The sequence below is a fragment of the Pseudomonas frederiksbergensis genome (genome assembly GCF_003732275.1).
Lineage (GTDB): Bacteria > Pseudomonadota > Gammaproteobacteria > Pseudomonadales > Pseudomonadaceae > Aquipseudomonas > Aquipseudomonas frederiksbergensis_H.
Map to the genome: position 1 here is coordinate 47,280 of NZ_MOBM01000013.1, position 12,771 is coordinate 60,050.

Annotated in this window: 11 protein-coding genes; 4 read left to right on the forward strand and 7 right to left on the reverse strand. The window is 59.5% G+C overall.

The window, feature by feature from the left end; all coding sequences use genetic code 11:
• The first annotated feature begins 169 nt into the window (after positions 1-169).
• Positions 170-1,105: a glutathione S-transferase family protein gene (locus tag BK662_RS11640; protein WP_123358182.1), complete on the forward strand. Its 936-nt coding sequence runs from the start codon at positions 170-172 to the stop codon at positions 1,103-1,105.
• A 123-nt stretch (positions 1,106-1,228) separates the two neighbouring features.
• Here the strand turns inward: BK662_RS11640 and BK662_RS11645 are convergent, their stop codons facing one another.
• Both BK662_RS11645 and yejK read right to left on the reverse strand, forming a co-directional pair.
• Positions 1,229-1,579 (reverse strand): glutaredoxin family protein, encoded by a 351-nt coding sequence (locus BK662_RS11645; protein ID WP_123358183.1) that lies wholly within the window; start codon positions 1,577-1,579, stop codon positions 1,229-1,231.
• Positions 1,579-2,583 (reverse strand): nucleoid-associated protein YejK, encoded by a 1,005-nt coding sequence (gene yejK / locus BK662_RS11650; protein WP_038981666.1) that lies wholly within the window; start codon positions 2,581-2,583, stop codon positions 1,579-1,581. The genes BK662_RS11645 and yejK overlap by 1 nt, the downstream gene beginning before the upstream one ends.
• A gap of 396 nt (positions 2,584-2,979) precedes the next feature.
• On the opposite strand from yejK, the gene BK662_RS11655 reads away from it, so the two are divergent.
• A complete protein-coding gene (locus BK662_RS11655) occupies positions 2,980-3,261 on the forward strand; it encodes an HU family DNA-binding protein (RefSeq protein WP_007905514.1) in 282 nt (93 codons plus the stop codon).
• A gap of 217 nt (positions 3,262-3,478) precedes the next feature.
• Here the strand turns inward: BK662_RS11655 and rlmF are convergent, their stop codons facing one another.
• From rlmF to BK662_RS11685, 5 genes are all read right to left on the reverse strand, one after another.
• Positions 3,479-4,501 (reverse strand): 23S rRNA (adenine(1618)-N(6))-methyltransferase RlmF, encoded by a 1,023-nt coding sequence (gene rlmF, locus BK662_RS11665; RefSeq protein ID WP_123358185.1) that lies wholly within the window; start codon positions 4,499-4,501, stop codon positions 3,479-3,481.
• Between the two features lie 265 nt (positions 4,502-4,766).
• Positions 4,767-7,613 (reverse strand): valine--tRNA ligase, encoded by a 2,847-nt coding sequence (locus tag BK662_RS11670; protein WP_123358186.1) that lies wholly within the window; start codon positions 7,611-7,613, stop codon positions 4,767-4,769.
• Between the two features lie 215 nt (positions 7,614-7,828).
• Positions 7,829-8,218, reverse strand: coding sequence for a hypothetical protein (locus BK662_RS11675; RefSeq protein ID WP_008072054.1), 390 nt, complete (start codon positions 8,216-8,218; stop codon positions 7,829-7,831).
• Positions 8,219-8,226: 8 nt separating this feature from the next.
• Complete coding sequence (locus BK662_RS11680) at positions 8,227-8,655, reverse strand: DNA polymerase III subunit chi (protein WP_123358187.1); 429 nt, start codon at positions 8,653-8,655, stop codon at positions 8,227-8,229.
• Positions 8,656-8,715: 60 nt separating this feature from the next.
• Positions 8,716-10,206: a leucyl aminopeptidase gene (locus BK662_RS11685; RefSeq protein WP_123358188.1), complete on the reverse strand. Its 1,491-nt coding sequence runs from the start codon at positions 10,204-10,206 to the stop codon at positions 8,716-8,718.
• Between the two features lie 296 nt (positions 10,207-10,502).
• On the opposite strand from BK662_RS11685, the gene lptF reads away from it, so the two are divergent.
• Both lptF and lptG read left to right on the forward strand, forming a co-directional pair.
• Complete coding sequence (lptF, locus tag BK662_RS11690) at positions 10,503-11,621, forward strand: LPS export ABC transporter permease LptF (RefSeq protein ID WP_123358189.1); 1,119 nt, start codon at positions 10,503-10,505, stop codon at positions 11,619-11,621.
• Positions 11,614-12,675, forward strand: a complete 1,062-nt coding sequence (lptG, locus tag BK662_RS11695) for an LPS export ABC transporter permease LptG (RefSeq protein ID WP_123358190.1) — start codon at positions 11,614-11,616, stop codon at positions 12,673-12,675. The genes lptF and lptG overlap by 8 nt, the downstream gene beginning before the upstream one ends.
• Positions 12,676-12,771: the final 96 nt, after the last annotated feature.

The following is a 12,771-nucleotide window of genomic DNA, read 5'->3' on the forward strand; positions in this document are numbered from 1 at the left end:
TTCAGGCGGGGGCTCCTGGCTGAAGTGCTCAATCTGAATCCGATAGTCGTAGTGTGTGGACACTTGATGGACGTAGTGAAAGAAGATCAAGTGGAAATGAATGACTTAGAAAACGCTGCCGCCTGGGTATTTAAAGGTTGTAGCCATAATTAAAAATGAGGCTTACGTAATGTCCGAGTTGATTCTGCATCATTACCCGACGTCCCCTTTCGCCGAAAAGGCCCGTTTGCTGCTGGGCTTCAAGGGGCTGTCCTGGCGCTCGGTGAATATCTCGCCGGTGATGCCCAAACCCGATCTGACGGCGCTGACCGGCGGCTACCGCAAGACGCCGGTATTGCAGATTGGTGCTGATGTCTATTGCGACACCGCGTTGATGGCTCGTCGCCTGGAACAGGAAAAAGCCTTGCCGGCGTTCTTCCCGGAAGGTCAGGAGATGATCACCGCAACCTTCGCGGCGTGGGCCGATTCGGTGGTGTTCCAGCATGCGGTCAGCCTGGTGTTCCAGCCGGCGTCGGTGGCGGTGCGCTTCGGCAAATTATCGCCGGAAGCGATCAAAGGGTTCCTGGCCGATCGCGCCGGATTGTTCAGCGGTGGCAGCGCCACACGGTTGTCCGCCGAACAGGCTCGGCATCAGTGGCCGACGATCATGGCGCGGCTGGAGCAGCAGCTTCAGCGCGAACAGGGCGACTTCCTGTTCGGCGAGCCGTCGATTGCCGACTTTGCCCTGGCCCACTCGTTGTGGTTCCTCAAAGCGACGCACGTGACGTCACCGTTGGTGGATGCTTATCCGGCCGTGTCGGCGTGGTTTGGCCGGGTGATGGGGTTTGGTCATGGCGCGTTCAGCGAGATGACTTCTGAGGAAGCGCTTGAAGTCGCGCGCAACGCCACACCGGCTGCGTTGCCGAATGAGCAGTTTGAGGAGCCAAACGGGTTCGAGGTTGGTCAGCAGGTGGTGATCGCTGCGACCGATTACGGCGTTGATCCTGTGGCGGGTGAATTGTTGTTTGCGGGTAGCGAAGAATTGATTTTGCGTCGCGAGGATGAGCGGGCCGGCGTTGTGCATGTGCACTTTCCGCGCTTCGGGTTTCGCATCGAAGCGCGTTGATATTCTCTGACATGCTTTGGCGATAGGGAATCCGCCAAGATCGCAGCCTTCGGCAGCTCCTACATGGGATTGGTGTGCACCCTGTAGGAGCTGCCGAAGGCTGCGATCTTTTGATCTTAAGGGCTATTTCAACGCAGCAAGAACCTGGTCCGGGTCATACCCGCGTATCAACGTCCCGTTCACATCGATCAGCGGAATCCCGCGTCCGCCCAGCGCCTCGTAGGCTTTGCGCGCCTGGGCATCTTTCCCGATATCGAATTCCTTGTACGGAATGCCCTTCTGGTCGAGAAAACGCCGGGTCAGCTTGCAGTAGCCGCACCAATCGGTGGCGTAGAGCACGACATTGGCCTTGGCCTGGGTCTGCTCGGACACCGCTTGCGAGGGGTGAAACACCCGCTCGATCTTGCCCCGGTTCTGGTAAACAACGACCACCAGCAAGATCAGCAGGCATTTCTTCAACACGCCGCCGAGCATCAGTTGCGTCGCTTGAGCTGGTCGGTCAATTGGGTCGGCAGGCCTTTGATGATCAGCGTACCGGCTTCTTCGTCGTATTCGATCTTCGAGCCCAGCAGGTGCGCTTCGAAGCTGATGGACAAGCCCTCGGCGCGGCCGGTGAAGCGGCGGAACTGGTTCAGGGTGCGCTTATCCGCAGGGATCTCAGGCGACAGGCCGTAGTCCTTGTTGCGAATGTGATCGTAAAAGGCTTTCGGACGCTCTTCGTCGATCAGCTCGGACAATTCTTCCAGACCCATCGGCTCGCCCATTTTTGCCTGGCTGCTGGCGTAATCCACCAGGGTCTTGGTTTTTTCGCGCGCGGACTCCTCCGGCAGGTCTTCGCTTTCGACGAAGTCACTGAAGGCCTTGAGCAGGGTGCGGGTTTCGCCGGGGCCGTCGACGCCTTCCTGGCAGCCGATGAAGTCGCGGAAGTATTCCGAAACCTTCTTGCCGTTCTTGCCTTTGATGAACGAGATGTACTGCTTGGACTGTTTGTTGTTCTGCCACTCGGAGACGTTGATCCGCGCTGCCAGGTGCAACTGGCCAAGGTCCAGGTGTCGCGAAGGGGTCACGTCCAGCTGATCGGTCACTGCCACGCCTTCACTGTGGTGCAGCAGGGCGATGGCGAGGTAATCGGTCATGCCCTGCTGGTAATGAGCAAACAGCACGTGGCCGCCCACAGAGAGGTTCGACTCTTCCATCAGCTTTTGCAGATGTTCCACCGCCACCCGGCTGAAGGCTGTGAAGTCTTTACCGCCGTCGAGGTATTCCTTCAGCCAGCCGCTGAACGGATGCGCCCCGGACTCGGCATGGAAGAAACCCCAGGCCTTGCCTTGTTTGGCGTTGTAGCTCTCGTTGAGGTCGGCAAGCATGTACTCGATGGCGCTGGACTCGGCCAGTTCGGAATCGCGGGCATGAAGAACTGCGGGTGTGCCGTCGGGTTTTTTGTCGATCAGGTGGACGATGCAATGACGGATCGGCATGGGCTTCTCGGCTGGTTGAAGAGAGGAGGGCGTGCTCCCCCGAAAAAGCGCTCAGTGTACCGCAACCACTGGTTTTGGCGTGGTGCCAAGGGCAATTTGCAGCTGTCCGCCGGCCCTTATGCAGTTTTTTGCCGATTTAGAGCAATAAAGCTGACCAAATGGGTAGCTAGAGGCGGATATTTCCCCGTCTCTGTGCTAGTTTTGCCCGGTCTTACGCGAAGTCACTGCGTTAAGCGTGCATTCAGCATTTGTCAGGTCGAACCAAACCCTGATTTCGGTATCTATAACCCCGACTCGTCGTGGTTATGGCCGAGGGTGCCAGATCCAGAAGATCGGGCTCGATGGCTGACACTGCACTCTGCAATCCATATGAATTTGATAGGGAAGGAACATTACATGGCTCTTACTAAAGACCAACTGATCGCCGACATCGCTGAAGCTATCGACGCGCCAAAAACCACCGCGCGTAACGCTCTGGACCAACTGGGCCAAATCGTTGCTGATCAGCTGGAAAACGGCGGCGAAATCACCCTGCCAGGTATCGGCAAGCTGAAAGTGACTGAGCGTCCTGCCCGTACCGGCCGCAACCCTTCGACTGGCGCTGCCATCGAAATCGCTGCCAAGAAAGTTATCAAGCTGGTTGTGGCCAAAGGCCTGACCGACGCTGTTAACAAGTAAGACTTGTTAAAAAAAACCGTGCACCGGAGCAATCCGGGCACGGTTTTTTTGTGTCTGCGATTTGGACGATTGACCTGCAACACCTCTAAACCAATGTGGGAGCGAGCCTGCTCGCGATAGCTGCATGTCAGTTAACGATGATGTCGACTGATGCACCGCCATCGCGAGCAGGCTCGCTCCCACATTTGATTTTTCGCAGCTCAGGACCAACCGTTACTCAGCTTTTACGCGCCCAACGTTCGCGCCAGACCTGCTGTTCGTTTTTAGTCTGGAAAGTCCAGGCGACGAATCGGCTTTGCTTCTGCCCTTGGGACATTTCCACAACCTGGCTTTCCAATACGCCGGCCTTTTTCAGCGCAGTCTGGATCGCAGGCAGGTTCGAGGCTTTCGAGACCAGGGTGCTGAACCAAAGCACTTTGTGTTGAAAATGCGCGCTCTCGGCGATCAGTTGCGTCACAAACCGTGCTTCGCCGCCTTCACACCACAATTCGGCCGATTGACCGCCAAAGTTCAGCACCGGCAGTTTGCGTTTTGGGTCGGCGCGGCCCAGCGCGCGCCATTTACGCTCGCTGCCCTTGGTTGCCTCGTCCATCGAGGCGTGGAACGGCGGGTTGCACATGGTCAGGTCAAAGCGTTCGCCGGGCTCGAGCAGGCCCAGCAGAATGTGCTTGGGATTGCTTTGCTGGCGCAGCTGGATGGCTTTGTTCAGCCCGTTGGACTGGACGATGGCTTTGGCGGCGGCCACGGCCGTCGGGTCGATTTCCGAGCCGAGGAAGTGCCAGCGGTAGTCACTGTAGCCGATCAACGGATAGACGCAGTTGGCGCCCATGCCGATATCGAGCACCTTGACCGGCGCACCGCGAGGAATCTCGCCGTCGTTGACGCTGGCCAGCAGGTCGGCCAGGAAGTGTACGTAGTCAGCGCGACCCGGCACCGGTGGGCACAGGTAATCGGCCGGGATGTCCCAATGGGCAATGCCGTAGAACGACTTGAGCAGCGCCCGGTTGAACACCCGAACCGCGTCCGGGCTGGCGAAGTCGATGCTTTCCTTGCCATACGGGTTGATGATCACGAACTTCGCCAGTTCCGGCGTGGTTTTGATCAGCGCCGGGAAGTCGTAACGACCCTGGTGGCGATTGCGCGGATGCAGGCTGGCCTTCTCGCGGGGTTCCACGGCTTTGGCCGGGGTAGCAGAGTCAGGCTTCTTGCGCGCAGGTCTTGGTGTGCGGGGGGCGTTCATGGGCGTTGTCGATTCGGGTATGGCTAAAAGTGGCGGGTATTGTCCCACATCCAGCCGTTGTGAACCCAATTGTGACAAACAGCGCAATCCCCCTGTGGGAGCGAGCCTGCTCGCGATGGCGGCGAAACAGGCGACATCAATGTTGAATGTTATGGCCTCATCGCGAGCAAGCCCGCTCCCACAAGGGATTTGTGGTGTAGGGGGAAAGTGATGGGCACAAAAAAGGAGGCCGTTGCGGGCCTCCCTTTTTCATTGCACTTTGCCGTTACAGGCTGGCAATCCGCGCATGCTGCTCGGCCAGCTTGCCCAAAGCCTGTTCAGCTTCGGCCAGTTTGGCGCGTTCCTTCTCGATGACTTCGGCCGGGGCCTTGTCGACGAAACCGGCGTTGGACAGCTTGCCGCCCACCCGCTGAACTTCGCCCTGCAGACGCAGGATTTCCTTGTCCAGACGTGCCAGCTCGGCGTCCTTGTCGATCAGACCGGCCATCGGCACCAGCACTTCCATCTCGCCAACCAGTGCAGTGGCGGACAGCGGTGCTTCTTCGCCGGCCTTCAGAACGGTGATCGATTCCAGACGCGCCAGCTTCTTCAGCAGCGCTTCGTTCTCGGTGAGACGGCGCTGATCTTCGGCGCTGACGTTTTTCAGGAACAGGTTCAGGGGCTTGCCTGGACCGATGTTCATTTCGCCACGGATGTTACGCGTGCCGAGCATCAGGCCCTTGAGCCATTCGATATCGTCTTCGGCGCCCTGATCAATGCGTGCTTCGTTGGCCACTGGCCAAGGTTGCAGCATGATCGTCTTGCCTTCGATACCGGCCAGCGGCGCGACGCGTTGCCAGATTTCTTCTGTGATGAACGGCATGAACGGGTGCGCCAGACGTAGCGCGACTTCCAGCACTCGAACCAGCGTGCGGCGAGTGCCGCGCTGACGTTCGACCGGTGCATTTTCGTCCCACAGCACAGGCTTGGACAGTTCCAGGTACCAGTCGCAATACTGGTTCCAGATGAACTCGTACAAGGCTTGTGCGGCCAGGTCGAAACGGAACTGATCGAGCTGACGAGTCACTTCGGCTTCGGTGCGTTGCAGCTGCGAAATGATCCAGCGATCTGCCAGGGACAGCTCGTAGGCTTCGCCGTTCTGACCGCAGTCTTCGCCCTTGTCCAGCACGTAGCGCGCAGCGTTCCAGATCTTGTTGCAGAAATTGCGATAGCCTTCGACGCGGCCCATGTCGAACTTGATGTCACGACCGGTGGACGCCAGCGAGCAGAACGTGAAGCGCAGGGCGTCGGTGCCATAACTGGCGATGCCGTCGGCGAACTCGTCGCGGGTCTGCTTCTCGATCTTCTTCGCCAGTTTCGGCTGCATCATGCCGGAGGTGCGTTTCTGCACCAGCTCTTCCAGCTCGATGCCGTCGATGATGTCCAGCGGGTCCAGGACGTTGCCCTTGGACTTGGACATCTTCTGGCCCTGGCCATCACGTACCAGACCGTGCACATAAACGGTCTTGAACGGAACCTGCGGTGTGCCGTCTTCGTTTTTCACCAAGTGCATGGTGAGCATGATCATCCGGGCAACCCAGAAGAAAATGATGTCGAAACCGGTCACCAGCACGTCGGTGGAGTGGAATTTCTTCAGGAACTCGGTCTGCTCCGGCCAGCCGAGCGTGGAGAAAGTCCACAGGCCCGAACTGAACCAGGTGTCGAGTACGTCGTTGTCCTGTTGCAGCGCAACGTCCGGGCCAAGGTTGTGCTTGGCACGTACTTCGGCTTCGTCGCGACCGACGTAGACCTTGCCCGACTCGTCGTACCAGGCCGGAATCCGGTGGCCCCACCACAGCTGACGGCTGATGCACCAATCCTGGATGTCGCGCATCCACGAGAAGTACATGTTTTCGTATTGTTTTGGCACGAACTGAATGCGGCCGTCTTCAACCGCAGCGATGGCCGGCTCGGCCAATGGCTTGGTGGAGACGTACCACTGGTCGGTCAGCCACGGCTCGATGATGGTGCCGGAGCGGTCGCCTTTCGGTACTTTCAGGGCGTGATCGTCGACGCTGACCAGCAGGCCGGCGGATTCGAATGCAGCCACGATCTGTTTGCGCGCTTCGAAACGGTCCAGGCCGGCGTATTCGGCTGGAAGCTTGCCGTCGATTTCGGTGTTCAGCGTGCCGTCCAGGTTGAACACCTGGGCTGCGGACAGAACATTGGCATTCTTGTCGAAGATGTTCAGCAGCGGCAGGTTGTGGCGCTTGCCGACTTCGTAGTCGTTGAAATCGTGGGCCGGGGTGATTTTCACGCAACCGGTGCCGAATTCAGGATCGCAGTAATCGTCGGCGATGATCGGGATGCGGCGGCCAACCAGCGGCAGCTCGACAAATTTGCCGATCAGGGCTTTGTAGCGTTCATCGTTCGGGTTTACGGCCACGGCGGCGTCGCCGAGCATGGTTTCCGGACGCGTGGTCGCGACGATCAGGTAATCCTTGCCTTCAGCGGTTTTGGCGCCATCGGCCAGCGGGTACTTCAGGTTCCACAGGAAACCTTTCTCGTCGTGGTTTTCCACTTCGAGGTCGGAAATCGCCGTGTGCAGCTTGGTGTCCCAGTTGACCAGACGCTTGCCGCGGTAGATCAGGCCGTCTTCGTGCAGGCGCACGAACGCTTCCTTAACCGCTTCCGAGAGGCCGTCATCCATGGTGAAGCGCTCACGGCTCCAGTCCACGGACGAGCCGAGGCGGCGGATCTGACGGCTGATGTTGCCGCCGGACTGATCCTTCCACTCCCAGACTTTCTCGAGGAATTTCTCGCGGCCCAGATCATGGCGATTCTGGCCTTGGGCTTCGAGTTGACGCTCCACCAGCATTTGCGTGGCGATACCGGCGTGGTCGGTACCCGGCTGCCACAGGGTGTTGCGACCCTGCATGCGGCGGAAACGGATCAGGGCGTCCATGATCGCGTTGTTGAAGCCGTGACCCATGTGCAGGCTGCCGGTGACGTTCGGCGGTGGGATCATGATGGTGTAGGACTCGCCCGCGCCTTGCGGGGCGAAGTAATTCTCAGACTCCCAGGTGTTGTACCAGGAAGTTTCAATGGCGTGCGGCTGGTAGGTCTTATCCATGCGCGGCGGGACCCTATTGGCATTTATTCAGGAAAAGCCGGCAAGTATAGCGGGGCGTGGGGCGTAGGGCGAGCAGGTGCAGACAGGGCGCTTGATCAATTACAGCGCAGATCAAATGTGGGAGCGAGCCTGCTCGCGATGCAGGCGCCGCGGTCTATCAGGGAACCGAGGTGATGCTATCGCGAGCAGGCTCGCTCCCACAGGGGGGGTGGTGTTTATTCGTACTGACTGAGCAACCGTTCCATCCGCGCATCAAGACGGCGTTTGATTTCGGTTTCGATGTGCGGGGCGAAGTCGTCGATCACGTCTTGCATGATCAATAGCGCGGCGGCGCGCAGTTCGCTGTCCAGGTGCAGCAGGGCGTCGGGGCCTTTACTGGCGGCAGGCGACGGTTGCGCGGCTGGGGCGGGTGGTGGTGTGGTTTCGACCGGTTGCGGCGCATTGCCGACCGTGTCGAACAGCATGGGAATCTGTTCCTGATCACCTTCAATGACCGTATCGGTCAGCAAGGGCGGTTGCAGGTTGTCATCGCCGAGCAGTTGGCGGATCGACTCGAGGTCATCCAGCAGATGCGCGGAATTTTGCTGCGGTTTTGGAGTGTCCATCGGAATGCTCAGAGTCGCTGTAAACGGTGATCTTGCAGAGGATAGCCCTGTTCGCGGTAGAAACGGAAACTCTCCCGCGCAGCCGAACGAATCGTCGGATCTTCCACCACCACTTCCGCCACGCGGGCGAACTGTTTGGCAAATACCGGGACTTTCAGGTCGAGATTGACCAGCAGATCCTGATGCTGACCGCAGTCATCGCCAAGACCCAGGACAATCAAACCCTCCGGCTCGCTTTCAGCGGGACCGTGGGGCACGAAGCTTTCGCCCTTGAAGGCCCACAAACGTGCATCGAGATCGTCACGCTGGACGGCATCGCTGCAGTGCAGGTAAATGCGGTGGCCCATGCGCCAGGCTTTTTCGGTGAGCTTGCAGGCGAAATCCAGCCGTGCCGAAGGGTCGGCGCTGGGCAGGATATAGAAGTCGACTTTGGTCATTGCGGTTCCTGAGCCCTGAGCGGCGCCACTAGTAAGTGGCACCGCTCGGGGTCATCGGTTTCAGGCTTTGGCGCGGTCCAGCAGGTATTGGGTCAGCAGGGGAACCGGACGGCCAGTGGCGCCCTTGTCCTTGCCGCCGCTGGTCCAGGCCGTGCCGGCGATGTCCAGGTGCGCCCAGTTCAGGTTCTTGGTGAAGCGCGACAGGAAGCAGGCGGCGGTGATGGTGCCGGCTTTCGGGCCGCCAATGTTGGCGATGTCGGCGAACGGGCTGTCCAGCTGCTCTTGATATTCATCGAACAGCGGCAGTTGCCAGGCGCGGTCGTCGGCGGATTGGCCGGCGCTCAGCAGTTGGCCGATCAGCTCGTCGTTGTTGCCCAGCAGGCCCGAGGTGTGAGAACCCAGTGCGACGACACAAGCGCCGGTCAGGGTGGCGATGTCGATCACCGCTTGCGGCTTGAAGCGTTCGGAGTAGGTCAGGGCATCGCACAGCACCAGACGGCCTTCGGCGTCGGTGTTGAGGATTTCCACGGTCTGGCCGCTCATGGTGGTGACGATGTCACCCGGACGCGAAGCGTTGCCGCTCGGCATGTTTTCGGCGCAAGCCAGGATGCACACCAGGTTGATCGGCAGTTTCAGCTCAAGCACGGCACGCAGGGTACCGAACACGCTGGCGGCGCCGCCCATATCGTACTTCATTTCATCCATGCCCGCGCCCGGTTTGAGGCTGATGCCGCCGGTGTCGAAGGTGATGCCTTTGCCGACCAGTGCGTACGGCTTCTCGGATTTCTTGCCGCCGTTGTATTGCATGACGATCAAGCGCGGCGGCTGGGCGCTGCCCTGGCCAACGGCGTAGAACGAGCCCATGCCCAGGTCCTTGATCTTCTTCTCATCGAGGACTTCGACTTTCAGGCTCTTGAATTCTTTGCCCAGGTTCTTGGCTTGCTCGCCCAGGAACGTCGGGTGGCAGATGTTTGGCGGCAGGTTGCCCAGGTTACGGGTGAAGGCCATGCCATTGGCGATCGCAGTGGCGTGGGCCACGGCGCGTTCGATTTCGGCCTGTGCTGCCTTGATGGTCACCAGGGTGACTTTCTTCAGGGAGAGCGGGTCGGCTTTCTGGCTCTTGAACTGGTCGAAGGTGTACTCGCCGTCCACCAGGGTTTCGGCCAGCAGGCGAGTCTTGCCATAGCTGTCGCGGCCTTTGACCACGACTTCGTCCAGGGCCAGCACTGCATCGCTGCCGCCCAGGCCCTTAAGGGTGTTGAGGATGCCGGCGATGATTTTGCGGAACGGGCGATCGCCCAGCTCTTCATCCTTGCCCACGCCCACCAGCAACACGCGCTCGGCCTTGAGGTTAGGCAAGTTGTGCAGCAACAGGCTCTGGCCGACTTTTCCGGCCAGATCGCCGCGCTTGAGAACGGCACTGATGGTGCCACCGCTCAGCTCGTCGAGTTGTTTGGCAACGGCGCCGAGTTTGCGGCCTTCGCCGACGGCGACCACCAGCGTGGCGGTCTTCAACGTTTCCGGGCTAACGCTTTTTACAACCAGTTCCATGTCCGGGTCCCTGAATTAATGGTCAAAGTGCGCGACGCGCAGAGGCTTGCTTATAAATAGAAAGACGCAGGTCGCAGTGCCAGCGACAAAGGCCGCAGTTTGAACCTCGCTACCGGCGCCTGACAACCCTCGGTCGTGCGAACTTCGGTGGTTCAGGTGTCTGCTTGAGCGTGCGCAGTGACAGGCGCACCCAATCACAGGATAATGCGCCATCTTTTTCGGCGGCTCTGCCCTGCGGGCCGACCGATACGTTTGTTTGTTTGGCCGCTTAGCCTGACAACCCTGGAGTGTCTGGTTTGATTGTCTTCCGTTATCTATCCCGCGAAGTCCTGTTGACCTTGAGCGCCGTCAGCGCCGTGCTGCTGGTTATCATCATGAGCGGACGCTTTATCAAGTACCTCGCCCAGGCGGCCTCCGGCCTTCTGGATCCGGGGTCGCTGTTCCTGATCATGGGTTTCCGTCTGCCGGGTTTTCTGCAGTTGATCCTGCCTTTGGGGCTGTTTCTCGGCATCCTGCTGGCCTACGGTCGTCTGTACCTCGAGAGCGAAATGACTGTGCTGTCCGCCACCGGCATGAGCCAGCAGCGACTGTTTCGCATCACCCTGTTTCCGGCCACGCTGGTTGCGCTGGTGGTGGCATGGTTGAGCCTGAGCCTGGCGCCACAGGGTGCCAACCAGTTCCAGTTGCTGCTGAACAAGCAGGACGCAATGACTGAGTTCGATACCCTCGAACCAGGCCGCTTCCAGGCCTTGCGCGACGGCACTCGAGTGACCTACACCGAACAACTGTCGGATGACCGCATCAACCTCGGCGGCGTATTCATTTCGCAGAAGAACATCAATTCCGATAAGAAGGATCGTGGAATTTCCGTGTTGGTGGCCGAGAAAGGGCGCCAGGAAATTCGCCCCGACGGTAACCGCTACCTGATTCTCGACAACGGCTACCGCTACGACGGTAATCCGGGGCAGGCCGATTACCGTGCCATCAAATACGATGAGTACGGCGTATTGCTGCCCAAGCCGGACGTCAGTGACGAAGTCACCGATCGTGACGCGATGACCACCCGCTCTTTGCTGAGCAGTGATGACATCCGTTCGCGTACCGAACTGCAATGGCGTCTGTCTCTGCCGTTGCTGGTCTTCATCGTGACCCTGATGGCGGTGCCCCTGTCGCGGGTCAATCCGCGCCAGGGCCGTTTCCTCAAGCTGCTGCCGGCGATTCTTCTTTATATGGCTTACCTGACCATCCTGATTGCCGCTCGCGGCGCCCTCGAAAAGGGCAAGATCCCGGCGGCATTGGGCTTGTGGTGGGTGCATGCGATCTTCCTGGCCATTGGCCTGGGCTTGCTGTATTGGGAGCCGCTGCGCTTGAAAATGGCGAGTCGCCGCAGTGCGCTGGAGGTGGCCCGTGGATAAGCTCGATCGCTACATCGGTAGCAGCGTGTTCGTCGCGATCCTGGCAGTGCTGGGGATCATCCTTGGCCTGGCGACGCTGTTTGCCTTCATCGATGAAATGAGTGAGGTCAGCGATACCTACACGCTGATGGATGTCCTGAGCTACGTGCTGCTGACTGCTCCACGCCGTCTGTACGACATGTTGCCGATGGCGGCGCTGATCGGTTGCCTGATCGGCCTCGGCAGTCTGGCCAGCCATAGCGAACTGACCATCATGCGCGCTGCGGGCGTGTCGCTGGGGCGGATCGTCTGGGCTGTCATGAAGCCGATGCTGCTTTTGATGGTGGTGGGGGTGGTGATTGGCGAATACGTCGCGCCGGCCACGGAAGTCACCGCTCAGGCTAACCGCTCGCTGGCCCAGGGCAGTGGCGACGCGCAAAGCGCCAAGCATGGTCTGTGGCACCGTCAGGGTGACGAGTTCATTCACGTCAACTCCGTACAACCCAATGGTCTGCTGTACGGCGTGACCCGTTATCGCTTCGACGATCAACGCCACATGCTGTCTTCGAGCTTCGCCAAGCGCGCGGAATTCGACACGGATCACTGGCAACTGAGCGATGTCACGACCACGTTGTTCCATGAAAAAAACACCGAAGTGGTGACGACTCCGGTGGAGCGTTGGGAAGTGGCCCTGAGCCCGCAACTGTTGAGCACTGTGGTGATGGCGCCTGAATCTCTCTCTATCACCGGTCTGTGGAGTTACATCCACTACCTGGCTGACCAGGGCCTGAGCAACGGTCGTTACTGGCTGGCATTTTGGGTCAAGGTGTTGCAGCCGCTGGTGACCGCCGCATTGGTGCTGATGGCGATTTCCTTCATCTTCGGCCCGCTGCGTTCGGTGACCCTCGGTCAGCGGGTCTTTACCGGTGTGCTGGTGGGCTTCACCTTCCGCATCGTCCAGGATTTGTTGGGGCCTTCGAGCCTTGTCTTCGGTTTCTCGCCGCTGTTTGCGGTGCTGATACCGGCCGGTGTGTGTGCCCTGGCCGGGGTCTGGTTATTGCGCCGCGCCGGTTGATCGCGGGTTATTCCCTGTAGGGCTTGTCACTCAAAACGCCCCTGTCGCAAGACCGGGGCGTTTTTGTAAGCGCCGTCTGACCTGCGAACGTGACGC

Coding starts and splice junctions, on each gene's coding strand:
- BK662_RS11640 (WP_123358182.1), top strand. CDS start 170: ATGTCCGAGTTGATTCTGCATCATTACCCGACGTCCCCTTTCGCCGAA.
- BK662_RS11645 (WP_123358183.1), bottom strand. CDS start 1,579: ATGCTCGGCGGCGTGTTGAAGAAATGCCTGCTGATCTTGCTGGTGGTC.
- yejK (WP_038981666.1), bottom strand. CDS start 2,583: ATGCCGATCCGTCATTGCATCGTCCACCTGATCGACAAAAAACCCGAC.
- BK662_RS11655 (WP_007905514.1), top strand. CDS start 2,980: ATGGCTCTTACTAAAGACCAACTGATCGCCGACATCGCTGAAGCTATC.
- rlmF (WP_123358185.1), bottom strand. CDS start 4,501: ATGAACGCCCCCCGCACACCAAGACCTGCGCGCAAGAAGCCTGACTCT.
- BK662_RS11670 (WP_123358186.1), bottom strand. CDS start 7,613: ATGGATAAGACCTACCAGCCGCACGCCATTGAAACTTCCTGGTACAAC.
- BK662_RS11675 (WP_008072054.1), bottom strand. CDS start 8,218: ATGGACACTCCAAAACCGCAGCAAAATTCCGCGCATCTGCTGGATGAC.
- BK662_RS11680 (WP_123358187.1), bottom strand. CDS start 8,655: ATGACCAAAGTCGACTTCTATATCCTGCCCAGCGCCGACCCTTCGGCA.
- BK662_RS11685 (WP_123358188.1), bottom strand. CDS start 10,206: ATGGAACTGGTTGTAAAAAGCGTTAGCCCGGAAACGTTGAAGACCGCC.